The organism is Sphingomonas radicis (assembly GCF_051400635.1).
Taxonomy (GTDB): Bacteria; Pseudomonadota; Alphaproteobacteria; order Sphingomonadales; family Sphingomonadaceae; genus Sphingomonas.
Window position 1 is genome coordinate 116,708 of record NZ_JBLFFG010000006.1, and the last position, 21,697, is coordinate 138,404.

Annotated in this window: 27 protein-coding genes and 2 tRNA genes; 13 read left to right on the plus strand and 16 right to left on the minus strand. The window is 66.0% G+C overall.

Going from position 1 to position 21,697, the window contains the following annotated elements; translation table 11 throughout:
• Positions 1 to 96 precede the first annotated feature (96 nt).
• The 7 genes from ACMGDH_RS17505 to ACMGDH_RS17535 form a co-directional block, all read right to left on the minus strand.
• Positions 97 to 525, minus strand: a complete 429-nt coding sequence (locus tag ACMGDH_RS17505; protein WP_436829265.1) for a DoxX family protein — start codon at positions 523 to 525, stop codon at positions 97 to 99.
• Between the two features lie 33 nt (positions 526 to 558).
• Positions 559 to 891 (minus strand): hypothetical protein, encoded by a 333-nt coding sequence (locus ACMGDH_RS17510; protein ID WP_436829266.1) that lies wholly within the window; start codon positions 889 to 891, stop codon positions 559 to 561.
• Between the two features lie 3 nt (positions 892 to 894).
• Complete coding sequence (locus ACMGDH_RS17515) at positions 895 to 1,467, minus strand: hypothetical protein (RefSeq protein ID WP_436829267.1); 573 nt, start codon at positions 1,465 to 1,467, stop codon at positions 895 to 897.
• 82 nt (positions 1,468 to 1,549) lie between these two features.
• Positions 1,550 to 1,774: a DUF2842 domain-containing protein gene (locus ACMGDH_RS17520; RefSeq protein ID WP_436829268.1), complete on the minus strand. Its 225-nt coding sequence runs from the start codon at positions 1,772 to 1,774 to the stop codon at positions 1,550 to 1,552.
• On the minus strand, positions 1,756 to 2,310 hold the full coding sequence (locus ACMGDH_RS17525) for a 5-formyltetrahydrofolate cyclo-ligase (RefSeq protein WP_436829269.1): 555 nt from the start codon (positions 2,308 to 2,310) through the stop codon (positions 1,756 to 1,758). The genes ACMGDH_RS17520 and ACMGDH_RS17525 overlap by 19 nt, the downstream gene beginning before the upstream one ends.
• 178 nt (positions 2,311 to 2,488) lie before the next feature.
• A complete protein-coding gene (gene zapA, locus ACMGDH_RS17530; RefSeq protein WP_436829270.1) occupies positions 2,489 to 2,791 on the minus strand; it encodes a cell division protein ZapA in 303 nt (100 codons plus the stop codon).
• Positions 2,791 to 3,198: a hypothetical protein gene (locus tag ACMGDH_RS17535; RefSeq protein WP_436829271.1), complete on the minus strand. Its 408-nt coding sequence runs from the start codon at positions 3,196 to 3,198 to the stop codon at positions 2,791 to 2,793. The genes zapA and ACMGDH_RS17535 overlap by 1 nt, the downstream gene beginning before the upstream one ends.
• 13 nt (positions 3,199 to 3,211) lie before the next feature.
• Here ACMGDH_RS17535 and tkt point away from each other — a divergent pair, with 13 nt between their 5' ends.
• The 4 genes from tkt (at position 3,212) to ACMGDH_RS17555 (ending at position 9,797) form a co-directional block, all read left to right on the plus strand.
• Positions 3,212 to 5,128 carry a transketolase gene (tkt, locus tag ACMGDH_RS17540; RefSeq protein WP_436829368.1) on the plus strand — a complete coding sequence of 639 codons (1,917 nt, stop codon included), beginning with the start codon at positions 3,212 to 3,214 and terminating at the stop codon, positions 5,126 to 5,128.
• A gap of 31 nt (positions 5,129 to 5,159) precedes the next feature.
• Positions 5,160 to 6,167 (plus strand): type I glyceraldehyde-3-phosphate dehydrogenase, encoded by a 1,008-nt coding sequence (gene gap, locus ACMGDH_RS17545; protein ID WP_436829272.1) that lies wholly within the window; start codon positions 5,160 to 5,162, stop codon positions 6,165 to 6,167.
• 135 nt (positions 6,168 to 6,302) lie between these two features.
• Positions 6,303 to 7,490 carry a phosphoglycerate kinase gene (locus tag ACMGDH_RS17550; RefSeq protein ID WP_436829273.1) on the plus strand — a complete coding sequence of 396 codons (1,188 nt, stop codon included), beginning with the start codon at positions 6,303 to 6,305 and terminating at the stop codon, positions 7,488 to 7,490.
• A gap of 69 nt (positions 7,491 to 7,559) precedes the next feature.
• On the plus strand, positions 7,560 to 9,797 hold the full coding sequence (locus ACMGDH_RS17555) for a hypothetical protein (RefSeq protein WP_436829274.1): 2,238 nt from the start codon (positions 7,560 to 7,562) through the stop codon (positions 9,795 to 9,797).
• 6 nt (positions 9,798 to 9,803) lie between these two features.
• Here ACMGDH_RS17555 and ACMGDH_RS17560 read toward each other — a convergent pair whose 3' ends face one another.
• Positions 9,804 to 10,295 (minus strand): hypothetical protein, encoded by a 492-nt coding sequence (locus tag ACMGDH_RS17560; protein WP_436829275.1) that lies wholly within the window; start codon positions 10,293 to 10,295, stop codon positions 9,804 to 9,806.
• A gap of 83 nt (positions 10,296 to 10,378) precedes the next feature.
• On the opposite strand from ACMGDH_RS17560, the gene ACMGDH_RS17565 reads away from it, so the two are divergent.
• Positions 10,379 to 10,455 (plus strand) — tRNA-Arg (locus tag ACMGDH_RS17565).
• A gap of 82 nt (positions 10,456 to 10,537) precedes the next feature.
• Positions 10,538 to 11,086, plus strand: coding sequence for an AAA family ATPase (locus ACMGDH_RS17570; protein WP_436829276.1), 549 nt, complete (start codon positions 10,538 to 10,540; stop codon positions 11,084 to 11,086).
• Here ACMGDH_RS17570 and ACMGDH_RS17575 read toward each other — a convergent pair.
• The 7 genes from ACMGDH_RS17575 to ACMGDH_RS17605 all read right to left on the minus strand — a co-directional run bounded on the left by ACMGDH_RS17575 (position 11,067) and on the right by ACMGDH_RS17605 (position 16,283).
• Entirely contained in the window at positions 11,067 to 11,867 is an 801-nt protein-coding gene (locus tag ACMGDH_RS17575) for a TrmH family RNA methyltransferase (protein WP_436829277.1), read from the minus strand. The two genes, ACMGDH_RS17570 and ACMGDH_RS17575, sit on opposite strands and share 20 nt — an antisense overlap.
• A gap of 123 nt (positions 11,868 to 11,990) precedes the next feature.
• Positions 11,991 to 12,263: an HPr family phosphocarrier protein gene (locus tag ACMGDH_RS17580; RefSeq protein ID WP_436829278.1), complete on the minus strand. Its 273-nt coding sequence runs from the start codon at positions 12,261 to 12,263 to the stop codon at positions 11,991 to 11,993.
• Positions 12,260 to 12,667 carry a PTS sugar transporter subunit IIA gene (locus ACMGDH_RS17585; protein ID WP_436829279.1) on the minus strand — a complete coding sequence of 136 codons (408 nt, stop codon included), beginning with the start codon at positions 12,665 to 12,667 and terminating at the stop codon, positions 12,260 to 12,262. Before ACMGDH_RS17585 ends, ACMGDH_RS17580 begins: the two co-directional genes overlap by 4 nt.
• Positions 12,668 to 12,684: 17 nt before the next feature.
• On the minus strand, positions 12,685 to 13,602 hold the full coding sequence (gene rapZ / locus ACMGDH_RS17590; RefSeq protein WP_436829280.1) for an RNase adapter RapZ: 918 nt from the start codon (positions 13,600 to 13,602) through the stop codon (positions 12,685 to 12,687).
• Positions 13,599 to 14,033 carry an HPr kinase/phosphorylase gene (locus ACMGDH_RS17595; protein ID WP_436829281.1) on the minus strand — a complete coding sequence of 145 codons (435 nt, stop codon included), beginning with the start codon at positions 14,031 to 14,033 and terminating at the stop codon, positions 13,599 to 13,601. Before ACMGDH_RS17595 ends, rapZ begins: the two co-directional genes overlap by 4 nt.
• Positions 14,033 to 15,607, minus strand: coding sequence for a stimulus-sensing domain-containing protein (locus ACMGDH_RS17600; RefSeq protein WP_436829282.1), 1,575 nt, complete (start codon positions 15,605 to 15,607; stop codon positions 14,033 to 14,035). Before ACMGDH_RS17600 ends, ACMGDH_RS17595 begins: the two co-directional genes overlap by 1 nt.
• Positions 15,576 to 16,283 carry a response regulator gene (locus ACMGDH_RS17605; RefSeq protein WP_436829283.1) on the minus strand — a complete coding sequence of 236 codons (708 nt, stop codon included), beginning with the start codon at positions 16,281 to 16,283 and terminating at the stop codon, positions 15,576 to 15,578. The genes ACMGDH_RS17600 and ACMGDH_RS17605 overlap by 32 nt, the downstream gene beginning before the upstream one ends.
• A 198-nt stretch (positions 16,284 to 16,481) precedes the next feature.
• Between ACMGDH_RS17605 and ACMGDH_RS17610 the strand changes: the two genes are divergently transcribed.
• The 7 genes from ACMGDH_RS17610 (at position 16,482) to ACMGDH_RS17640 (ending at position 21,025) form a co-directional block, all read left to right on the plus strand.
• Complete coding sequence (locus ACMGDH_RS17610) at positions 16,482 to 18,095, plus strand: phosphoenolpyruvate carboxykinase (RefSeq protein ID WP_436829284.1); 1,614 nt, start codon at positions 16,482 to 16,484, stop codon at positions 18,093 to 18,095.
• Between the two features lie 86 nt (positions 18,096 to 18,181).
• Positions 18,182 to 18,550, plus strand: coding sequence for a hypothetical protein (locus ACMGDH_RS17615; RefSeq protein WP_436829285.1), 369 nt, complete (start codon positions 18,182 to 18,184; stop codon positions 18,548 to 18,550).
• A gap of 117 nt (positions 18,551 to 18,667) precedes the next feature.
• Positions 18,668 to 18,743: transfer RNA gene (locus ACMGDH_RS17620), tRNA-Glu, on the plus strand.
• A gap of 295 nt (positions 18,744 to 19,038) precedes the next feature.
• Positions 19,039 to 19,194: a CBS domain-containing protein gene (locus ACMGDH_RS17625; protein ID WP_436829369.1), complete on the plus strand. Its 156-nt coding sequence runs from the start codon at positions 19,039 to 19,041 to the stop codon at positions 19,192 to 19,194.
• Between the two features lie 11 nt (positions 19,195 to 19,205).
• Entirely contained in the window at positions 19,206 to 19,430 is a 225-nt protein-coding gene (locus ACMGDH_RS17630; protein ID WP_436829286.1) for a DUF2267 domain-containing protein, read from the plus strand.
• On the plus strand, positions 19,405 to 19,659 hold the full coding sequence (locus ACMGDH_RS17635; RefSeq protein ID WP_436829287.1) for a DUF2267 domain-containing protein: 255 nt from the start codon (positions 19,405 to 19,407) through the stop codon (positions 19,657 to 19,659). The genes ACMGDH_RS17630 and ACMGDH_RS17635 overlap by 26 nt, the downstream gene beginning before the upstream one ends.
• Positions 19,660 to 19,876: 217 nt before the next feature.
• A complete protein-coding gene (locus ACMGDH_RS17640; protein WP_436829288.1) occupies positions 19,877 to 21,025 on the plus strand; it encodes a glycoside hydrolase family 88/105 protein in 1,149 nt (382 codons plus the stop codon).
• A gap of 122 nt (positions 21,026 to 21,147) precedes the next feature.
• Here ACMGDH_RS17640 and ACMGDH_RS17645 read toward each other — a convergent pair whose 3' ends face one another.
• Complete coding sequence (locus tag ACMGDH_RS17645; protein ID WP_436829370.1) at positions 21,148 to 21,393, minus strand: helix-turn-helix domain-containing protein; 246 nt, start codon at positions 21,391 to 21,393, stop codon at positions 21,148 to 21,150.
• Between the last annotated feature and the right edge of the window lie 304 nt (positions 21,394 to 21,697).

Sequence of the window (21,697 nt, forward strand, 5' to 3'; positions counted from 1 at the left end):
GGTGTAGCTCAGTTGGTTAGAGCGCCGGCCTGTCACGCCGGAGGTCGCGGGTTCGAGCCCCGTCACTCGCGCCACGCCTTTGCCTTTCGGTGTCCACTAACGCCCGCCGATCACGGAATCGGCCGAATAGCGGCCCGCACCAACGGTCGCGAAGATCAGCCCGAACAGGATCAGGCACGAAGCGGGAAAAGCACCGCGAATGCCAAGCTTGGCGTCGACCATAGCCACCGCGACTGCGAAATTGACTGCGCAGAGTAGCCCCCACCAGCGCGTCCCCAGGCCCAGGATGAAACCCGCGCCGCAGAGGAATTGTGCCCATACGGAAAGCGGGGCCGCGTAGCGGGGCAGGGGAAAGCCGTGGCTGGCGAGGAAGCCTGCGAACTCGGCCATGCGCGCCTCGCTCTCGATATTGTCCGACACGCCCCAGATCAGAAAGGCGCCGATCGCGACACGGGCAAGCAGCAGCGCCGCATCGCCGTAGCGCGACCAGCCAGGCCGGGCGATCTTGCTGCCGAGTCTCGTCATAGCTCGCCTCCTGATCTTTTGCCTTCGGTGGGGTCAGAGCAGCGCAAATCCGATCGCTCGGTTGACGATGTCGCGCACTGCCGCGAGCGCCGAATTGATTGCTGATTCGACCGCGATGATGCCCATGCCCCTGATCGCCAGCAACACCGTGCGAGCCGCGTTCTTCTGCATTTCGAGCATCACGCTCGCTTCGCCTTCGCTGATCTGCCCGGAAAGCGTCAGGCGCGTGATCTGCGCGAGCGAGACGCCAAGCTTCTGCGCCTCGCCTTCGGCAAAGTCACGAACCTGCGGCCATTGCTCGGCAAATGTCCCACGCATCGCGCCGACGATGGCCTTTACGATGTCCTGGAGCGGCAAATCGGCCATGCGCTATTCCCCATCCTCGCCACGCTTCTTCGCGAGCTCGAGCGCCAGGATTGCCCCGAGCTGCTGGTCGATCAGCTTTTGCGGTACGCTCGCGACGATCGGGCTCAGCCGTACGTCGCCGCGATCCTTTACATCCTGGCTGGCGCCATAAAGCGTCTGGCAGTCCATCGAGAGGTCGGGTCCCATCTGTTCCACTGCCGCACGCTGGGCATCGGTGAGTGGCCCCGTCACGCAGCCTTTGTGAAGCAGAATGAGATAGGCGAAATTGATCTGGGTGAGATCGATCTGCCCGCTGGTGATCTGGTTGCGGTAAATCGCCCCGACACGGACCTGAAGCGCGGAGAAATCGACTGCCGCTTCGCGATAGAAGTCGATGTTGTTCCTGAACGCGCGCTGCTCGGGATCGGTGGCCGAGGCGATCTTGACGAAGAAGGCGGCGAAATCGCGCTGAAGCTGGCTGGCTGCGAGTTCGGTCGCTTCGTCATATTGCGAGATGAGCTGTACCGGGGCGCAGCCGGACAGCACCAGCAGCGCAGTGAGGAACGACAATAGAGGGAGGCCGAACCGTTCGCGCATCGATGTTCCCTTCGAGTGACGGAAGGATACGCGGGTACGTGGCGGGACTATATCCCGCTCCCCTGCGCGAACAAGGGCGGGATCATGCGCGCCAGCGGCCCGTCTCCATCCAGCGCAGCAACGGCTTGAGCGGCGCGATCCAGACGATTCCGAGAACGACGTAGATCAGCGCCTGGACGAGCACCGGCAGCGCGCCGATCTCTGCCGAGAAGCTGGCGACCGCGATCACCCAGAAGAGGATCAGCGCCAGGACGGCGAACATGCCCGCGGGCTTGCGCCACGTCGCCTTCACGCTCCCTCGTGCCAAAACATGCCCTCCTCGGTGATGATCGCGTGCAGCGGCACGTCCCAGATGTCGGCGGGGATAGCGGGAACCTCCTGGATCGACCAGGCTACACCCACGCGCCATGCATGCTCGAACCGGGCAAAGGCGCGGTCGTAGTGCCCTGCGCCCTGTCCCAGCCGGTTGAGCCGCCGATCGTAACCGACGAGCGGAGTCAGGATCACGTCGGGCGTGACTTCGGGACGTGACGGATCGGGCTGGCGCAGCCCGAAGGGCCCCGGCACCAGCGGCTCGCCGATCTGCCAGGCGAGGAAGCGAATCGGGGTTGCGCGGTCGAGCACATGGGGAAGTGCGAGTTGGCAGCCGTGTTCGGCCGCGGCCGCGGCGAGCTGTGTCGGGTCCGCCTCGCTGCCGACGGGGCAATAGGTGGCGACAGTGCAACCGGGCGTCAGCCGCGAGATGAAATCCTCGGGCGCAACTACCGCCGTGGAGGATTCGGCCGCGAACAGGTCGCGGTCGGCGCGCAGCTTCGCGCGAAGGGCGGGTTTGTCGATGATCATGAAGCGGTGTGGCGGGACCGCCGTGGCCGTTTGCCAGAATATCCTCTGACGCCCGTTACGTCAGGTGGGGACCATATGCGACAGACCAGGATCTGCACAGGGACAGCCCCCATGGATGATGAATAGCCTCAGGGATAATGCCAAGGCTCGTACCGGGCAGTGCCCGCCACGGAGGTATCTAGGCGGTCGCGGCGTCTTCCTCAAGGGCTGCCGCGACGGCTTCGAGACGATCGGCGATGCGATCGAGCAGCACGGGGGAGACCCCCTGCGGCGGATTGCGTTCGGCCTCGTCGAGCAAATCCGCAAGGATCAGCGCGAGATAGACGAGCGTGCGCTCGGCGTTGAGCCCGCCCGAAGCGCGCTGCGCGGTCTCGGCATGGCGCTGAAGAATCGATTCGAGGTGCCGCAAATGCGGCTCGTCGCCATCGCGTGCGGCGACCGAATAGCTGCGGCCGGCGATGCTGATCGTGACATCCGCCATTATTCGGGCTCCGCTTCGGCAACGGCAGCGCGGGCGATCAGCGTATCGAGCGAAGTCACGGCCTCCTCGATCCGCTGGCGCAGTATGGCGTGACGCTGGGCGAGGCGTTCGGTGGCGTAGGCGCGGGCGCTTGCCGCGGCTTCGATCCGGGCCAGCGCCTGCTCGATGCGGGCTGCGTGTGTGTCGGCCATGTTGAAAACGGGATTAGGCACGGTCGGGCAGGGCGGCAACCCCGATGCAGCAAACCGTCCACCGAAAAATTTGCTGCGTGCCCGCGCCTCTGCGTGGTGGCGAGGGCGCGTCGGTTGACGCGCGCGCCCGTGCGCCGCAAAGGCGTCCGCGCAACGACCACGCGGCAGCAAGGAAAAATCAGTGTCCGCATCCTTCACCGACTGCGCCAACGCCATCCGGGCGCTCTCCATGGATGCGGTGGAGGCAGCCAACTCTGGGCACCCGGGCATGCCGATGGGTATGGCCGATGTCGCGACCGTGCTGTTCCAGCACTATCTGAAGTTCGATCCGGCCGATCCCTATTGGCCCGATCGTGACCGGTTCGTGCTCTCCGCCGGCCACGGCTCGATGCTGCTCTATTCGCTGCTTCACCTCACCGGATATGCGCGCCCGACGCTGGAAGACATCAGGAACTTCCGCCAGGTCGGCAGCCCCTGCGCCGGCCACCCCGAGAATTTCGAGCTGCCCGGTGTCGAGGCGACGACGGGTCCGCTCGGGCAGGGTGTGGCGATGGCGGTGGGCATGGCAATCGCGGAGCGCCACCTCAACGCGCATCTCGGCGACGATCTGGTCGATCATCGCACCTGGGTGATCGCAGGCGACGGCTGCCTGATGGAAGGCATCAACCATGAGGCGATCGGCCTCGCCGGGCATCTCAAGCTCGGCCGCTTGATCGTGCTGTGGGACGACAACAAGATCACGATCGACGGTGCGGTCTCGCTTTCGTCGAGCGAAGACATCCCGGCGCGCTATGCCGCGACCGGCTGGCACGTCGTCGAGTGCGACGGGCACGGCGATGCGAGCATCGCCGCGGCGCTCAACGCCGCAATGGCCGACGACCGCCCCTCGCTGGTCCGCTGCCGCACGATCATCGGCAAGGGTGCGCCCAAGAAGCAGGGCACGTCCAAGTCGCACGGCTCGCCGCTCGGCGCCGAGGAGATTGCCGGCGCGCGTGAGGCGCTCGGCTGGCACCATCCACCGTTTGAAATCCCGGGTGACATTCGCGACACTTGGCTGCGCGCCGGCAAGCGTGGCGCGGCACCGCATGCCGAATGGAAGCAGCGGCTGGCGAGCCATGAGGATCGCGTCGAAATCGAGCGCCGCTTGGCCGGGGACCTGCCGGGTTGGTTTCAGCTCGACGACCATATCCAGGGCCTGCTCGACGCCCCGCAGAAGATAGCGACCCGCAAGGCTTCGGAGATCGCGCTTGAGGCGATCAACGACCAGCTTCCCGACACGCTCGGCGGCTCGGCCGATCTCACCGGGTCGAACAACACGCTCACCAAGGCGCTCAAACCGCTGACCGCCGAGGATTACGCCGGGCGGTACATCTATTACGGCATCCGCGAGTTCGGCATGTCGGCCGCGATGAACGGCATGGCGCTGCACGGGGGCGTGATTCCCTATGGCGGCACCTTCCTGGTCTTTTCGGATTATGCGCGCCCGGCGATCCGCCTCTCGGCGCTCCAGCGCGCGCGCGTCGTCTATGTGATGACGCACGATTCGATCGGCCTCGGCGAGGACGGGCCGACGCACCAGCCGATCGAGCATCTGATGAGCCTTCGGGTGATCCCGAACCTCGACGTCTACCGGCCGTGCGACACGATCGAGACCGCCGAATGCTGGGCGCTCGCGCTCGCGAAGAAGGACGGGCCATCGTTGCTCGCGCTCTCGCGCCAGAACCTGCCGCAGCTTCGCACCGAGGCGGCCGAGAACCGGTGCGCCCGCGGTGCTTATGCGCTGATCGAGGCGGCGGCGCCGCGGAAAGTGGTGCTGATCGCGTCGGGCTCCGAAGTCGAAGTTGCAGTCGCGGTGCGCGAGGCGCTGGAGGCGCAGGGCATCGGCGCGGATGTGGTTTCGATGCCGTGCTGGGAGCGGTTCGACGCTCAGCCGAAAGAATATCGTGAGGACGTGCTGCCGCCGCACGCGCTCAAGGTTTCGATCGAGGCCGGAACGACGATGGGCTGGGAGCGCTACGTGGGAACGGATGGGTTGCGCTTCGGGGTCGATGCATTCGGCGCCTCGGGCCCCTATCTCAGGCTCTACGAGCATTTCGGGCTCAGCGCTGCGGCGATCGTGCCGCAGATCGTCGAGCGGCTGAAGTAAACAGTCTCAAACAGTCAGGAGAAGACGGGACATGACGAAGGTTGCGATCAACGGGTTCGGACGCATCGGCCGGCTGGTGGCGCGCGCGATCCTCGAGCGTCCCGATTCCGGGCTCGAGCTGGTGACGATCAACGATCTCGCCGACGCTGAATCGAACGCCTGGCTCTTCTCTCGCGACAGCGTCCACGGGAGGTATCCGGGCGAGGTCGCGGCGGACGGCAACGACATCGTCGTCGACGGCAAGCGCATCAAGGTGACGGCGGAAAAGGACCCGGCCAACCTCCCGCACAAGGAGAATGGCGTCGAACTGGTGCTCGAGTGCACCGGCTTCTTCACCGATCGCGCGTCGGCCCAGAAGCACATCGACGCAGGCGCGAAGAAGGTGCTGATCTCCGCTCCGGGCAAGAATGTCGACCTCACGGTGGTTTACGGTGTGAACCACGACAAGCTCGAGGCGGGCCACACGATCGTCTCCAACGCGTCGTGCACCACCAACTGCCTCGCACCGGTCGCCAAGGTGCTCAACGACACGATCGGCATCGAGCGCGGTCTGATGACCACGATCCACGCCTATACCAACGACCAGAAGATCCTCGACCAGATCCACAAGGACATCCGCCGCGCCCGTGCGGCCGCGATGAGCATCATCCCCACGACGACCGGCGCCGCGCGCGCGGTGGGCGAGGTGCTCCCGGAGCTCAAGGGCAAGCTCGACGGCTCCTCGGTGCGCGTGCCGGTCCCGGACGGCAGTCTCGTCGACCTGACCTTCACGCCCAAGCGCGACACGACCCGCGACGAAGTCAATGCGATCCTCAAGAAGGCTTCCGAGGAAGGCCCGCTCAAGGACATCCTCGTCTATTCGGAGGATCCGCTGGTCTCGATCGATATCGTCCATACGCCGGCTTCATCGACCGTCGATAGCCTCGAGACGGCCGTGATCGAGGGCACGCTGGTCCGCGTCGTAAGCTGGTACGACAATGAGTGGGGCTTTTCGAACCGCATGGTCGACACGGCCACGGCGATGGCGAAGCTGGGCTGACGCATATCTATCCCCCTCCCGCTCGCGGGGGGGGGGGGTAGGGGTGGGCGCCCGCCCTCCTCATGGGACAACGCGCGGGGTAGCGGGCGCCCACCCCCGGCCCCTCCCGCAAGCGGGAGGGGAGAAGAGAGAGTGATGACGCGATCCTTCAAGACGCTCGACGACATGGGTGACATCGCCGGCAAGCGCGTGCTGGTCCGGGAGGACCTCAACGTGCCGATGGCCGATGGCGCGGTGACCGACGACACCCGGCTGCGCGCGACGCTGCAGACGGTGACCGAGCTTGCCGATCGCGGCGCGATCGTGCTGATCCTCGCGCATTTCGGCCGACCCAAGACGCCGACGCCTGAATTCTCGCTGGCGCAGATCGTCAAGCCCTATGAGACTGTGCTCGGCCGGCCCGTGCGCTATATCGATTGGGAAGGCGATGCGGAGAATGTCGCGACCTTGCAGCCCGGCGACATCGCGGTGCTCGAGAACACGCGCTTCTTCGGCGGGGAGGAGAAGAACGATCCGGCGGTGGTCGATCGCTTCGCTGCGCTCGGTGACCTCTATGTCAACGACGCCTTCTCCGCCGCGCATCGCGCGCATGCCTCGACCGAGGGCTTGGCACACAAGCTGCCGGCGTTTGCCGGCCGGCAGATGGAAGCCGAGCTCGATGCGCTCGACAAGGCGCTCGGCAACCCCGAGCATCCGGTCGCCGCGGTGGTCGGCGGGGCCAAAGTCTCGACCAAGCTCGACGTGCTCAAGCACCTCGTCGCCAGGGTCGATCACCTGATCATCGGCGGCGGCATGGCCAACACGTTCCTCGCCGCGCGCGGCGTGAGCGTCGGCAAGTCGCTGTGCGAGCATGATCTGACCGGCACCGCCGAGGAGATCCTCGACGCCGCCGACCGCGCCGGCTGCACCGTCCATCTGCCCTATGACGTGGTGGTGGCGAAGGAGTTCAAGCCGAACCCGCCCACCCGCACCGTCAACGTCCACGAAGTCGCCGAGGACGAGATGATCCTCGACGTCGGCCCCGCGGCTACCGAGGCGCTCGCCGATGTGCTCAAGACCTGCCGCACGCTGGTATGGAACGGTCCGCTCGGCGCGTTCGAGACGCCGCCGTTCGACACCGCCACGGTGAGCCTCGCCAAGACTGCGGCTGCACTCACCAGGGAAGGTTCGCTGGTTTCGGTTGCGGGCGGCGGCGACACGGTTGCGGCGCTCAACCAGGCTGGGGTCGCCGGCGATTTCAGCTTCGTCTCCACTGCGGGCGGCGCCTTCCTCGAATGGATGGAAGGCAAAGCGCTTCCCGGCGTCGCTGCGCTCCAGCGCTAGGCGCCACGCCGGCTTTCCGGCTATCACTACAGTATCGACCGGATTTCCGGCGACTTCGAAGGGGCGTGGATGGCCGAAGAGCTGAGCGGCGAGCGTGCGGATCGGCCAGGGCTTCGCTGGCTGTTCGTAATCGCGATCCTTTCCGGATCGTTCCTGCTCTTCCTCGTCCAGCCGTTAGTCGCGCGCATGGCGCTGCCTCGCGTCGGCGGCGCGCCCGCCGTGTGGAACTCGGCGATGCTGGTGTATCAGGCGCTGCTGCTCGGCGGCTATGCCTATGCGCATTGGCTCGGTCGCGTGCGGCCACGGATGCAGGCCGGGATCCACCTGGCGGTGCTCGCGGTGGCGGCGCTGTGGCTGCCGATCGGGTTGATCGCTACCCAGCTTCCCGGAAGCGCCGAACCGGCTTTGTGGGTACCGTGGCTGTTCGGCGCCTCGATCGGGCCGCTCTTCTTCGCCATTTCGGCACACGCGCCATTGCTCCAGCGCTGGTACAGCGTCGCGAGCGGAGGGCGCGATCCCTATGCGCTCTACGCCGCGTCCAACATCGGCAGCTTCGGCGGGCTGATCGCCTATCCGCTGCTCGTCGAGCCGTTCATGGCGCTCAAGGTGCAGAGCTGGCTGTGGACCGCCGGCTATGGGCTTGTCTTCCTGCTGCTGGCGGGCTGCGCAACACGACTGCCGCGCGGCGGCACGGGTGAGCGCCACGTGCCCCACACCAGTCCGGCGCCGGGGTGGAAGCGCGTGCTCCTGTGGGTGGCGCTCGCCTTCGTGCCCTCCGGGCTCATGCTGGCGACGACCACTTTCCTCACCACCGACATCGTAGCGATTCCGATGCTCTGGGTGCTTCCGTTGGGGCTCTATCTGCTGAGCTTCTCGGTGGCGTTCCGTGAGAGCCGCTGGGTGCCGCATGCCTTCAGCCTGTTCGCACCGGTGATATTGCTGCTGTTCGGTGCCACGCTGATCGCAGGGCATCAGCAATATGCCTATTTCAATGCGCTGATCGGGCTGGTGCTGTTGTTCATCGTCGCGATCGCGCTCCATTCGCGCATGTACCAGCTTCGACCCGCGCCCGATCGACTGACGGGCTTCTATCTCGCGATGTCGGTGGGCGGTGCGCTCGGCGGCGTCTTCGCGGGGCTGGTCGCGCCGGTGGTGTTCGACTGGACCTATGAATATCCGCTGCTGATCCTCGCTGCCGGGGCGCTCGTTCCGCAGACGTTCCTGCTGGGAGTCACGGTACGGCTGTGGCAGGGGCGGCCGAGCGTACGGGCGGCAAAGGCCGCAGCGATGGCGTTGGCAGTCGGGCTGATCGTAGCGGCCGGGATACTGAACCCCGGCGGCGTGCTGGGCCAGGCCCATGATCAGGTCGCCTTCCTGCTCGTCGCGACGCTGGGGCTCGCCGCGGTGGGAGCACGGCTGCCCTTCGTGATCGCGCTCGCGGGCGGGCTGTTCCTGTTCGGCGGCTATCGAGCGATCGAGACGTCGCTGAGTGGCGATCGGACGCGGAGCTACTTCGGTGTCTATACAGTGAACGACTTGCCGACCCAGCGCCGGCTCGCACACGGGACGACGCTGCACGGCGTCCAGCTCAAGGGCACCCAATCGGCGACGCCGACCACCTATTATGTTCCCGGATCGGGGGTGGGCCGGGCGATGCTGGCGGCGCCGCATCTCTATGGACCATCCGCACGCATGGGCGTGGTCGGGCTCGGCACCGGTACGCTCGCTTGCTACGCAATCCCAGGCCAGCAATGGCGCTTCTTCGAGATCGATCCCGAAGTGGTGCGGCTGGCGCGCGACACCGGCGACTTCACCTTCCTTCGCGAATGCGCTCCGCAGGCGCAGATCGTCCTCGGCGATGCCCGGCTGCGCATTGCGGACATGCCCGAAAACAGCCTCGACCTGCTCGCGCTCGACGCCTTCTCGTCCGATTCGGTGCCGATGCACCTGATGACGACCGAGGCGTTCGACACTTACGGCCGCGTGCTCGGCGCGCATGGCCTATTGCTCGTCCATATTTCCAATCGCTTCCTTTCGCTCGCGCCGGTCGTCTCGGCAGCGGCGAAGCAGGGCGGGTGGTACACGGCGCGGATGATCTACAATCCCAGCGCGCTCGAGGAACTGAGCGAAGCGACCACGTCGGACTGGATCGCGCTGTCGCGCGACAAGGCCGCGATCGACCGGCTGATGATCGAGGATGCGGGCTGGACGCCGCTTACCCCCCGGCCCGGATTCCGGCCGTGGACCGACGACTATGCGTCAGTGATCCCGGTGATGCACATCTTCGATCGCTCGATGCAGGAGTGAGCCGGCTCAGGCGCCGGCAAGCGCGGCCTCCAACGCTGCGATCCGGTCGCCCTGCTCGGTCGCGAGCCGCTGCGCGCGTTCGCTCGCCTCCACGAGCGCGGGGTAGGGGGGCTGACCTGCCTGCCCGCGCTCCAGGACCAGGCGATCCAGATCAGCAAGCGCGTCGAGCGTGGGCGTGCGTAGCGATTCCAGCCCGCTCAGTGCCGTGTGCGCATCCAGCCACCGTTCCGATCCCTCCGCGACGCCGCGAGCGACAGCCACCTTGGCTTCGGCATCCTGCGCCGCAACCGTGAAGCGCCGGTTTCCCTCGTCGAGCGCGGCCGTGATCGCGGCGATCCGCGAATCGAGCGTGGCGTCGGGAGTGGCCTGGGGAATGGGTCTATCCGGCTCCGCCGTGCTCTGGGATTCGATCGGTCGCGGCAGCAGCGACGGGTATCGATTCGGGGTTTCGGTGCAGCCCGCGAGGGCGACGAGCGTCAAAAGAGCGGGTCTGCGCATGGGTTCGCTCTATGCCTGTGAAAAAGCCTGCGCAACGGGCTTGCGTTCCTGAAAAGCTCCGCCTATCAGCGCCGCTCCACAGCGCGCCCGTAGCTCAGCTGGATAGAGCATCAGACTACGAATCTGAGGGTCGGACGTTCGAATCGTTCCGGGCGCGCCAGGATTTCCCACAAGCAGATCGAAACCAGCGAGCGCGTGACCGTCGTGGTGCGTGGTCGCTCGCATGGCGAGGGAACAGCCGTATGGCTGACCATCTTTTCGTGATCACCGGAGGGCCAGGCTCGGGAAAGACCAGCCTGGTCAACGCGCTGGCTGAAGCAGGCCTGGCGCACATGCCCGAGGCAGGCCGCGCCATCATCCGTGACCAGGTGGCGATCGGCGGGAACGCGCTTCCCTGGGCCGATCGCGCGCTCTTCGCCGAGCTTATGCTGGCATGGGAGCTGCGCGCGCACCGCGAAGCGGGCGTGTTCGCCGGCCCTGTGATCCTCGACCGCGGCGTGCCCGACGTTCTCGGCTATCTGAGGCTCTGCGGGCTACCGATTCCGGATCATATGCGCCGCGCCGCCGAGCAGTACCGGTATAACCGAACCGTCTTCGTGGCTCCGCATTGGCCGGAGATCTTCGCGCAGGACTCCGAACGCAAACAGGACCCTGACGAAGCCGAGGCGACCTGTGTCGTAATGCGGCGGATCTATGCCGAACTAGGGTACAGGCTGGTGGAGCTGCCGCGCGTCGGGATCGCAGAGCGGGCGGCGTTCGTCCGCGCCCGGATCAGCACCGCTGCTGGCTAAGCACTTCGTAGGCCATCACTGCCGTCGCGACCGCGGCGTTGAGGCTGTCGGCCTTGCCCAGCATCGGGATCTTGACGAGCAGGTCGCACTCCGCGGCCATGAAATCGGGCATCCCCTGCGCCTCGTTTCCGGTGAGCAGGAATGTCGGCGCCTCGTAGCGCGGCGCCTGATAATCGTGTTCCGTATCGAGGCTCAGCCCGACGAGCTGGCCCGGACCGGCACGCAGCCAGTCGCGGAATTCGGCCCAGCTCGCCTTCGCGACCGGAACGGTGAACAGCGCGCCCATGCTGGCGCGGACGGCCTCGACCGAAAAGGGATCGACGCATTCGTCGACGAGGATCAGCCCGCCTGCGCCCACTGCGTCGCCGGTGCGCAGGATCGTGCCGAGATTGCCGGGATCGCGCAGCCGCTCGGCCACCAGCCAGATGGGCGAGCTGCTGCGATCGATCGCATCGAGCCCCAGTGCGAACTCGGAATAGACGCCCACCACCGCGCCCGGGTTGTCCTTGCCCGAGAGCTTGGAAAGAATGTCGGCGTTGGTCTCGATCGCCTCACCGCCCCTGGCTTCGGTCTCCGCGACCAGCGCTTCGATCAGCGGGTGCCGGCCATTGTCGCGCGCGAAGAAGAGATATTGCGGCACCCGCCCGGCCTCGCGCGCTTCGGTGAGGATGCGTAGGCCCTCGGCCAGGAACAGTCCTTCCTCGCGCCGGTGGCGCTTGTCGCGCAGGTTGCGGACGCGCTTGATGAGCGGGTTGGAAAAGGCGGTGATCTCGCGGGGCATGGGCAGGTCTTTAGACCGTTCGCCCTGAGCTTGTCGAAGGGCAGTTCTTGGTGGCGTTCCGTGGCTGGCCGGGAACGTTCTTCGACAAGCTCAGCACGAACGGGACCGGAGCGTAGGCCCGCGTCATTCCTCGCCGAAGCGCGCTTCGACCAGCTCGGCGAGTGCCTGGACGGCGGCTTCGGCACCGTCGCCCTCGGCGCTGATCGTGATCGAATCGCCTTTGGCCGCGCCGAGCATCATCAGGTCGAGGATCGAGGTGCCCGACGCGCTGTTGCCGTCCTTCTCCACCGTCAGTTCCACCGGCTGGCTGGTCGCGAGCGTCACGAAGGCCATGGAGGCGCGGGCATGAAGGCCGCGGCGGTTCTCGATCGTGACGGTACGGCTCGCGCGGCTCACGCGGCGGCTTCTCCGAGCACTTCCGAAGCGACAGTGATGTATTTGCGGCCCGCATCGCGCGCGGCGGCGACCGCATCGGTCACCTTCATCGTCTTGCGCGCGCTGCCCAGGCGGATGAGCATCGGCAGGTTGATGCCGGCGATCACTTCGATCCGCCCCGCTTCCATCAGTGAGATGGCGAGATTGGAGGGCGTGCCTCCGAAGAGATCGCTCAGGACGATCACGCCGCGACCTTCGTCGACCCGTGCAATTGCTGCGGCGATATCCGCGCGCCGGCTTTCCATGTCGTCCTCGGGCCCGATGCAGATCGGTGCGATCCGCTCCTGCTTGCCCACCACATGCTCCATCGCGACGACGAACTCCTCCGCGAGTCGCCCGTGCGTCACGAGTACCAAACCGATCATTTTCTAACTCCGACCCCTCATAAGGCGACCGGGGCCCCTTCCAGTGAATCCTGCGGCGCGGTCTGCAGATCGCGGTGGCGCACCGTGGGCGAAAATCCCTCGGCACGCAACCGCCGCGCCATCCGCTCGGCGACGTGCACCGAGCGATGCCGCCCGCCCGTGCAGCCGAACGCGATCGTCACATAAGCCTTGCCTTCGACCTGGTAGCGGGGGAGGAGAAACAGCAGCAGCGCCTCGATCTGTGTCATCGCTTCGGCATAGGCGGGATCCTCCGCGACATAGGCCGAAACATCGGCATCCTGGCCCGTTCCGGGACGCAGCGTCTCTACCCAGTGCGGGTTGCGCAGGAAGCGCATGTCGAACACCAGATCGGCATCGCGCGGAAGGCCGCGCGCGAAGCCGAACGAAGCGACGGTGATCACCGTGCGGCCGAGGCCATCCGCCGCAAAGGTGCTCCGGATCTGCTGCGCCAGCTCGTTCGACGCCATGCTGGTGGTGTCGATCAGCCGGTTGGACCAGCGGCGCAACGGGGCAAGCAGCTCGCGCTCGCGGGCTATCCCGTCGCTCGCCGGGCGGTCCTGGGCCAGCGGGTGCCGGCGCCGGGTTTCCGAATAGCGCCGCTCCAGCTCGGCCTCCGAGCATTCGAGGAACAGCGTGCCGACATCATGGCCATGGTCCTCGCTCAGTTTCTTGATCCGGCGCACGATGCTGTCGGCGTCGAACCCGCGCGTCTGCGTGCCGATGCCTAGGGCAAGCGGCCGCTCGTCGCCTTCGGTGCCCTCGCCGGGGGCCGTGTCGAGCAGGCGGTTGAGGAGTAGGAGAGGGAGATTGTCCACTACCTCCCAGCCGAGGTCCTCCAGCGTGCGAAGCACGGTCGACTTTCCGGCGCCCGACATGCCAGTGACGAGCAGAATGTTCTTTGGTTTGCGGCTCACTGCGCCTGGCGCCTGAGAGCAAGCTCGACCTTGATCGGGGCCGATGGTTCGAGCGCGGCGAGCGGCAGCACCGGCACGTCCACACCCGCGATCCGGCGCGTGGGCGCATCGTCGGGATGCTTCGACGGCGAATCGAGGATCGCGACCAACAGCCCCACCGGTACGCGTTCGGCGTGCGACATCTCCACGGCACCGATTCCGCGCACCTCGATCCGGCCCGCCGCATGCGCCGGCGGGCTCGCGACCAGGCCGCCGTTGTGCCGCTGACAGACGACCTGCTCGTCCGCCACCAGCGTTGCGCCACGGTCGATCAGGCGCAGCGCCAGATCCGACTTGCCGCCACCCGAGCGCCCCTCGATCAGCACCGCGCGGCCGCTGATCGCCACGCAGGTTCCATGCACCGTTTCCGAAGAAACTTCCGGCGGCGCCATCAATCGCCCTCCACCAGCGGAAGGCGAACTACGAACCGTGCCCCGCTCAATCGATCCTCGCGTGCTTCCACCCCGATGCTCCCCTGATGGCCTTCGACAATCGTCCGCGCGATGGCAAGGCCCAGCCCCGAATGCTGGCCGAAGGCTTCGCTCTCCGGCCGCACCGAATGGAAGCGGCGGAAGACCGCCTCGCGTGATTCTTCCGGCACTCCCGGTCCTTCGTCTTCCACCCGCACGATCAGCATGTCGCCCTCGCTGTATGCTGAAATGGTGACCAAACCGCCATCGGGAGAAAAGGAAATCGCATTTTCGATCAGATTCTCGAACACGCGCTCGAGCCGGGCGCCCTCGCCGAGGACGCGCAGCGCGTCGTGCGGGCGTCGGTCGAAGACCAGGCGGACGCCACGCGGCAGGCCGCGCGTCTCGCGCTGCTCGACCAAAGCGGCGATCATCGCGCCCACGTCCACCGGCTCGAACGTCGCGCGGCTGAGCTGCGCGTCCAGGCGCGACGCATCGGAGATGTCGGTGATCAGCCGGTCCAGCCGGTGCACGTCGTCGCGCACGATCGCGAGTAGCCGTTCCTGAAGCTCGGGATCCTTGACCTTCGAAAGTCCCTCGACTGCGGAGCGCAGCGAGGCGAGGGGGTTCTTGAGCTCGTGCGTCACGTCGGCGGCGAAGCTTTCGGTAGCATCGATCCGCGCGCGCAGCGCTTGGCTCATGTCGGAGATCGCGCGCGCGAGCATCCCGATTTCGTCGCTGCGCTCGGGCAGGCGCGGCACCACCACTTCGCGCGCCCGGCCCAGCCGCACCCGCACTGCGGCCCGGGCAAGGCGGCGCAGGGGCCGCACGATCGTTCGCGCGAGGAACAGCGAGAGCAGTATCGAGACGGCCAGGACCACGCCCAGCACCATTCCCAGCCGCAGCCGTTCGACGCGGACGGTGCGCGTGATCTCTCGCGCGTTGACTGTGGTCATCACCACGCCCAGCTGCGTGATCGGCGTCGCCGCAGTGATCACCGGCGTGCGGTCGGGCGCGCGCCACACGCTCGCGTGGGTGCCATGCGTTTCGCGCGCGGCCTCGACATCGGGCCAGGCGAGTCCCTTGTCGCGCGCCCGCTCGCGATAGAGTGGGACGCGATCCGCGCCGGCGACCGTATCGATCACCGCGTCCAGGAAACGCGCGACGGACTGGCCCCACGGGTCCTTGTCCGGATCGCGCAGCACGACGTTGTTGAGTCCCAGGTCGCGGCTGTCGGTGATCATCGCCCCGTTTTCGTCGAACAGGCGGATGCGACTGCCGGTGTCGCGCGCGAGGCTGAGCACGAGCAGGTCGCGGCGCTCGGGCGTGGCCGAGGCGAGTGCCTGTGCAATCAGCCGCGCCTCGCGCTGTGCCTGCGCGATACGGCTGTCGACCATCCGGCTACGATAGGAATCGAGATAGGAGAAGCCGCCGCCGAGGAGCGCGAGCGCGAAGATGTTGACCGCGAGGATGCGTGGCGTGAGGCTGACGCGGCTGGACCATTTGAGCGCGAGATCGCGCTCGCTACTCGTCCGAGAAGCGGTAACCGGCGCCATAGAGCGTTTCGATGGCGTCGAACTCAGGGTCGACTTGCCGGAACTTGCGCCGCACGCGCTTGATGTGGCTGTCGATGGTGCGGTCATCGACGTAGATGTCGTCCTGATATGCCGCATCCATCAGCTGGTTGCGGGTCTTCACGATCCCGGGCCGCTGCGCCAGCGTCTCGAGGATCAAGAACTCGGTGACGGTCAGCGTCACGTTGGTGCCGCCCCAGGTGACGCGGTGGCGCGCCGGATCCATTGTCAGCCGGCCGCGCACCAGCACCTCCGGCGGCTCCGTCTCGCCACCCTCGGCGCTCGGCTGGGTAGCCTCGGTGCGCCTGAGAATCGCCCGGATGCGCGCGATCAGCAGCCGCTGGCTGAACGGCTTGGCGATGTAGTCGTCCGCGCCCATCGCCAGGCCCAGCGCCTCGTCGAGCTCGTCGTCTTTGCTGGTGAGGAAGATCACCGGGATAGCGCTCTTCTCGCGCAGCCGGCGGAGCAGCTCAAGCCCGTCCATCTTGGGCATCTTGATGTCGAGGACCGCCAAGTCGGGCGGGTTGTCGATCAGCGCCTTGAGCGCGCTTTCTCCGTCCGAATAGACTCGCGTCAGGAAGCCTTCGGTCTGGAGCGCGATCGAAACCGAGGTGAGGATGTTCCGGTCGTCATCGACCAGCGCGATCGTCGCGCTCATGCGGGCACCGGGGCGTGGCTCAAAAGCATCGGAAAAGGAACTAGACCAAAGTTCCAGCACGCTCAATCGGCTGACAGCGTTTACCAGGATTGACCCATTTTCCGCGTCCCATATGGCGGGACCATCAACAGCCCCGGTCGCAGAAGCCGGGAATTCCGTCCCAAGCAGAAACTGGGGCGGAAAATTGGGAGAATATGGGTGACTGAGCGTCGATCGCTTCATGGCCTGGAGATGCAGGGCATCGCCACTACGGCCGAACTGTTCTGGAATCTGGGCACTGCCCCACTGGTCGAGCATGCCATCCGGCGCGGCGAAGGCGGGCTTGCCAAGGATGGCCCGCTGGTCGTCGCCACCGGCAAGCACACGGGCCGCTCGGCGAACGACAAGTTCATCGTCCGCGATGCCGAGACCGAGAGCAGTGTCTGGTGGGGCAAGGTCAACAAGCCGATGAGCCCCGAACATTTCGCTGCGCTCAAGGCCGATTTCCTCGCCGAGGCGGCGGCGCGCGAGACGCTGTTCGTGCAGGACCTGTTCGGCGGCTCGCAGCCCGAGCACCGCGTCAACGTCCGCGTGATCAACGAGTTCGCCTGGCACAGCCTGTTTATCCGCACGATGCTGGTGCGGCCGGCCGAGGACGAGCTTTCCGGCTTCGTGCCCGAATATACGATCATCGACCTTCCCAGCTTCCGCGCCGATCCCGCCCGCCATGGCACCCGTAGCGAGACGGTGATCGCGATCAGCCTCACCGAAAAGCTCATCCTGATTGGCGGCACTGCCTATGCCGGCGAGATGAAGAAGAGCGTGTTCGGGCTGCTCAACTATCTGCTGCCCGCCAAGGGCATCATGCCGATGCACTGCTCGGCGAACATCGGCCCCCAGGGCGACACTGCTGTCTTCTTCGGGCTCTCGGGCACCGGCAAGACCACGCTTTCGGCCGATGCGAGCCGCACGCTGATCGGCGACGACGAGCATGGCTGGTCGGACACCGCGGTCTTCAATTTCGAAGGCGGGTGTTACGCCAAGATGATCCGCCTCTCGCCGGATGCCGAGCCTGAGATCTTCGCGACGACCAGGCGCTTCGGCACGGTGCTGGAGAACGTCGTCATGGACGCCGAGACGCGCGAGCTCGATCTCGACGACGCCAGCCTGGCGGAGAACAGCCGCGGCGCCTATCCGATCGACTTCATTCCCAACACCTCGCCGCGCAACCTAGGCCCGGTGCCGCGCAACATCGTCTTTCTCACCGCCGATGCCTTTGGGATCATGCCGCCGATCGCCAGGCTCACGCCTGAGCAGGCGATGTATCATTTCCTTTCCGGCTACACCGCCAAGGTCGCCGGCACCGAGATCGGCGTCACCGAGCCGGAGGCGACCTTCTCGACCTGCTTCGGTGCCGCCTTCATGCCGCGGCATCCGTCGGTATATGGCAATCTGCTCAAGGAGCGGATCGCCCGGGGGAATGTCGATTGCTGGCTGGTCAACACCGGCTGGGCAGGCGGCATGGCGACCGATCCCGGGATCAAACGCATGCCGATCAAACTCACCCGCGCGCTGCTCAACGCCGCGCTCGACGGCAGCCTTGCCAATGCCGGGTTCCGCACCGATCCCAATTTCGGCTTCCGCGTGCCGGTGAACGTTCCCGGCGTCGCTCCGCAGCTGCTCGACCCACGCGAGCAATGGGCGAACAAGGCGCAGTATGACGCCACGGCAGCAAGGCTCGTCGACCTGTTCAACGAGAATTTCGCGCAGTTTGCGGAGCATGTCGATGAGGGTGTGCGCCAGGCGGCGCCCTGCGCGCCGCAGCCCGCCTGAGCCTGCTTGGCGAGATATACTGTTCGGACCTCGCCTGTCTTCGTCGTTAGTGTTAGGCTGGTGACGGGGGAGCCCTTCTGGAGACCATGAAGATGGGAATTTTCGACGGATTGCTCGGGCAGCTTGGCGGCGCCTCGGATGTTGCCAATCTCGCAAAAAAGATCGGGCTCGACCCCGCGCAGGTGGAGGGCGCGATCGGTGCGCTCGCCAAGGCGCACCCGGAACCCGGTGACACCGCCGCGACGGCAGCCTCGGCCACCGGCCTGCCGCTCGACAAGATCCAGGACATCATCGGCCAGATCGGGGGCGAAGGTTCGCTCACGCGGTTCGCCGAGATGCTCAAGGGGGACGCGGGCGGACTCGGTGGGCTCGCCTCGATGCTCGACCGTGACGGCGATGGTAACATGCTCGATGATCTGAGCGATCTCGCCGGTGGGTTTCTCGGCAAGAAATAGCCGAGCCGAGGGAGTTTTTCGTACTTCCGGTGCCTTCGGGCAGTTGGATGCCGCTCGGGACGATCAGCGCTTGACGACCCGGGCGGCTCCCCCTAATTGCCCGCCTTCCGCTGCAACGGCCCCTTCGTCTAGCGGTCTAGGACGTCGCCCTCTCACGGCGAAAACACGGGTTCGAGTCCCGTAGGGGTCACCACTTCCGCCGAAGTGCCGCGCTACTCAGCCCATCTGCGATAAATCGCTGCCGCAAGCGGTTCTCCGCTCCATCAATGCGGCTGTACGGACCCATGCCCAACCGGCGACGACCACGGCCGAGCCGAAGTTCGCTGCCCTCGTTCCGCGCCAGCAATCAACTTGCGCCGCGCTCGTTCGTTTTAATGCGCACAAACAAGGAGATCTGACATGGCAGATCGCGAGTAGCAGCGGCGCGAGAACGATGCGCTGCAGAGCGGGAGGGCAACTCAGCCTAGGGTAAGGATGCGCGGGAGGACATCCAGGTCCGCCGCTTGCCCGTGGTCGACCGCGACAAGCGACTGGTCGGGATGGTCTCGATCAGCGACCTGGCCGGCGAGGCCGACCCCGCACACGCCGGCGAGGCGCTGAGCGAGATCGTTCGGCCAAGCACGCAACATTCCCAGACTGTCTGAAGGAGGCTGCAATGAGCGCCACCGGTCTCGATGTATTCGACAAGACGATCCAGACCACCAACATCTGGCTCGACGAGATCATGGCCGAGATCGGCCCGGATCGGCAGATTGCGTGGAAAGTGCTCAGCACGGTGCTGCACAAGCTGCGCGACCGGCTGCCTGTCGAAGCCGCCGCGCATTTCGGAGCGCAGCTGCCGCTGTTGGTGCGGGGTGCATATTACTTACGATCAGTATGAACCGGCGAAGCAACCCACCGAATGCCGCACGATCGAGGAGTTCGTCGAGGAGGTGGGCGAATGGTTGACCGACGTTCGCCCGATCGATCCCACGGATGCGACACAGGCCGTCTTCGCGGTGCTCTCTCGGCACGTCGATCCCGGGCAAATTGCCAAAGTGCAGGGGATACTGCCTGAATCCATCCGCCGGTCGTGGGAGCGCGCCGGGCCTGAAGCAGCCGTCGCTTAGGGATCCTGGCCTGGGCCGGCGTGACAATTCGTCTTTCAACCGGACGACCATTCTCCGGCGTCCGGGTCAAATCCCCTTCGTGATGTACCTGTGTCCGGCAGGCGCGCTGCTTTTTCCTAGCCCAGTGAGTCGCTAGCCCATCGGTGTTCGGGCATATAGCCTTGGTGGACGGGCAACAGGGCAATCCTGGCTCACGACGATCTGGAGAAGGGGCAAAATGAAGCATCTCGCCTTGACATCGGCACTGCTGGCTGCCGCACCGACTGCGGTCTTCGCGCAGAGTACGGTTGCAAAACCTGCGGTATCGGCGATCGAGGTCGCGGTCCGCCTCGCCGACTGGCAGCTCGGCCAGATGCACGGCGGCACCGTCTCGCGCGTCACGGGCGAGACGCGCAACCCGCGCGCCTGGGAGCAGGCGGCTTTCTGGGTCGGGATGACGGCGCTCGCCGACGCCGGGGGCCCGCCGCGGGTCCGGCAGGCGATCCTCGACATGGGCGCCGCCAACCAGTGGCTTCCCGGCAAGCTGCCCTATTTCGCTGACGATCATGCCATCACGCAATCCTATCTCTGGGCGGCGCGGAACGGTGCGGGCGAAGCGGCGCGTAAGCCCGCCCGCCGCACCTTCGATCGCGTGATCGGCGAGCCCGCGGTCACGTCGCTCGCCTTCTTCGTTCCGCCCGAGGGCTATGGCGCGGCCGAATGCCTGAAGCGTTGGTGCTGGTGCGATGCGCTGTTCATGGCGCCGCCTGCCTTCGCCGAAATGTCGCTGCAGACCGGCGACCCGCGCTACCTCGATTTCGCGATGCGCGAATTCTGGGCGACGACCGATTTCCTCTACGATCCCGCCGAACGCCTCTATTACCGCGACAGCCGTTTCTTCGAGCGCCGCGATGCCAGAGGACGCAAGGAGTTCTGGAGCCGCGGCAATGGCTGGGTGTTCGCCGGTATGGCGCGCACCATTCCGCTGCTCGTGAAAGGCAGCGCGGATCGTGTGCGGATGGAGGGCTTGTTCCTCCAGATGGCGAGGCGCCTGAAGGAGCTGCAGAAGGCGGATGGCTATTGGTCTCCCTCACTGCTCGCGCCGGAGGGCTCGCCGCCGGAGTCGAGCGGCACGGGCTTCTACACCTATGGCCTCGCCTGGGGAATCAACGCAGGGCTGCTGCCACGCGCCGAATATGAGCCGTCAGTCCGTCGCGGCTGGACTGCGCTCCAGCGTGCGATCCAGCCCGACGGACGTCTCGGCTATGTTCAGCAGGTGAGCGATCGCCCGGAGAAGGTCGAGCCCGGCGATACCCAATATTACGGCGTCGGCGCCTTTCTGCTCGCCGCCACCCAGGTGGCCGCGCTCGACAAGGGCAAGCGCTAGTCCGCAAGAGGCGGACCTGCTTGATGCTAACCAGAGTTGTCGCGCTGCGAGGCTCGTGGAAGTCCAGCTCGTGGGGCATCCAGGCTTGAAAGCCGGCTTGGTACCAGCGTCCGGCAAGTCGATTAAACGAAGTTGCCAGCCGCGATCGCTGCCTGGGTTCGGTTCCGCACGTTGAGCTTGCGCATCAGGGCCGTCATGTGGACCTTTACTGTCGCTTCGGCGATGCCGAGCTCATGGGCGATCTGCTTGTTCAGCAAGCCCGAACGCACGCAGCGCAGCACTTCCATCTGCGTGGGCGTGAGTTGCGGCCGGGACGGAGGTTCCGGGATCCGGCGGTCTCGGGGGTTGAGATTGTCATGCGAATGCATTTCGGGGTGCATTTCACTCTCCCTGTAGCGATCCGTTTGCGAGACCGTCGGCCGAAGGGCCGAGCGGAGCCTCCAGATTCGTTAGCGCTAACTTAGGAGAATTGGTTGGACAGATTCAAGCCGAATATTGCTGACCCAGCTTCGTTTGGCCGCAAAAAACCGATTCTCTGGCATTTTTGCCTGCAAGAGTTTAGAATCTGTCTAACAGGTTTGCGAGAGTCATGAAGCGCTCGAGAGGGGGAGGAATGTCGATCATGAAAACCGCAGTCGCCGCCGCCGACCTGGTGTTGATGCTTCTCGGCAG

What these genes read in the sequence shown, in the direction of transcription:
- ACMGDH_RS17555 (WP_436829274.1), top strand. Translation starts at nt 7,560, where the DNA reads ATGGCCGAAGAGCTGAGCGGCGAGCGTGCGGATCGGCCAGGGCTTCGC.
- ACMGDH_RS17605 (WP_436829283.1), bottom strand. Translation starts at nt 16,283, where the DNA reads ATGAGCGCGACGATCGCGCTGGTCGATGACGACCGGAACATCCTCACC.
- ACMGDH_RS17595 (WP_436829281.1), bottom strand. Translation starts at nt 14,033, where the DNA reads ATGGCGCCGCCGGAAGTTTCTTCGGAAACGGTGCATGGAACCTGCGTG.
- ACMGDH_RS17640 (WP_436829288.1), top strand. Translation starts at nt 19,877, where the DNA reads ATGAAGCATCTCGCCTTGACATCGGCACTGCTGGCTGCCGCACCGACT.
- ACMGDH_RS17535 (WP_436829271.1), bottom strand. Translation starts at nt 3,198, where the DNA reads ATGGCGTTGGCGCAGTCGGTGAAGGATGCGGACACTGATTTTTCCTTG.
- ACMGDH_RS17510 (WP_436829266.1), bottom strand. Translation starts at nt 891, where the DNA reads ATGGCCGATTTGCCGCTCCAGGACATCGTAAAGGCCATCGTCGGCGCG.
- gap (WP_436829272.1), top strand. Translation starts at nt 5,160, where the DNA reads ATGACGAAGGTTGCGATCAACGGGTTCGGACGCATCGGCCGGCTGGTG.
- ACMGDH_RS17560 (WP_436829275.1), bottom strand. Translation starts at nt 10,295, where the DNA reads ATGCGCAGACCCGCTCTTTTGACGCTCGTCGCCCTCGCGGGCTGCACC.
- ACMGDH_RS17570 (WP_436829276.1), top strand. Translation starts at nt 10,538, where the DNA reads ATGGCTGACCATCTTTTCGTGATCACCGGAGGGCCAGGCTCGGGAAAG.
- ACMGDH_RS17615 (WP_436829285.1), top strand. Translation starts at nt 18,182, where the DNA reads ATGAAGATGGGAATTTTCGACGGATTGCTCGGGCAGCTTGGCGGCGCC.
- zapA (WP_436829270.1), bottom strand. Translation starts at nt 2,791, where the DNA reads ATGGCGGATGTCACGATCAGCATCGCCGGCCGCAGCTATTCGGTCGCC.
- ACMGDH_RS17645 (WP_436829370.1), bottom strand. Translation starts at nt 21,393, where the DNA reads ATGCATTCGCATGACAATCTCAACCCCCGAGACCGCCGGATCCCGGAA.
- tkt (WP_436829368.1), top strand. Translation starts at nt 3,212, where the DNA reads ATGGATGCGGTGGAGGCAGCCAACTCTGGGCACCCGGGCATGCCGATG.
- ACMGDH_RS17525 (WP_436829269.1), bottom strand. Translation starts at nt 2,310, where the DNA reads ATGATCATCGACAAACCCGCCCTTCGCGCGAAGCTGCGCGCCGACCGC.
- ACMGDH_RS17585 (WP_436829279.1), bottom strand. Translation starts at nt 12,667, where the DNA reads ATGATCGGTTTGGTACTCGTGACGCACGGGCGACTCGCGGAGGAGTTC.
- ACMGDH_RS17575 (WP_436829277.1), bottom strand. Translation starts at nt 11,867, where the DNA reads ATGCCCCGCGAGATCACCGCCTTTTCCAACCCGCTCATCAAGCGCGTC.
- ACMGDH_RS17630 (WP_436829286.1), top strand. Translation starts at nt 19,206, where the DNA reads ATGAGCGCCACCGGTCTCGATGTATTCGACAAGACGATCCAGACCACC.
- ACMGDH_RS17550 (WP_436829273.1), top strand. Translation starts at nt 6,303, where the DNA reads ATGACGCGATCCTTCAAGACGCTCGACGACATGGGTGACATCGCCGGC.
- ACMGDH_RS17600 (WP_436829282.1), bottom strand. Translation starts at nt 15,607, where the DNA reads ATGGCGCCGGTTACCGCTTCTCGGACGAGTAGCGAGCGCGATCTCGCG.
- ACMGDH_RS17515 (WP_436829267.1), bottom strand. Translation starts at nt 1,467, where the DNA reads ATGCGCGAACGGTTCGGCCTCCCTCTATTGTCGTTCCTCACTGCGCTG.
- ACMGDH_RS17505 (WP_436829265.1), bottom strand. Translation starts at nt 525, where the DNA reads ATGACGAGACTCGGCAGCAAGATCGCCCGGCCTGGCTGGTCGCGCTAC.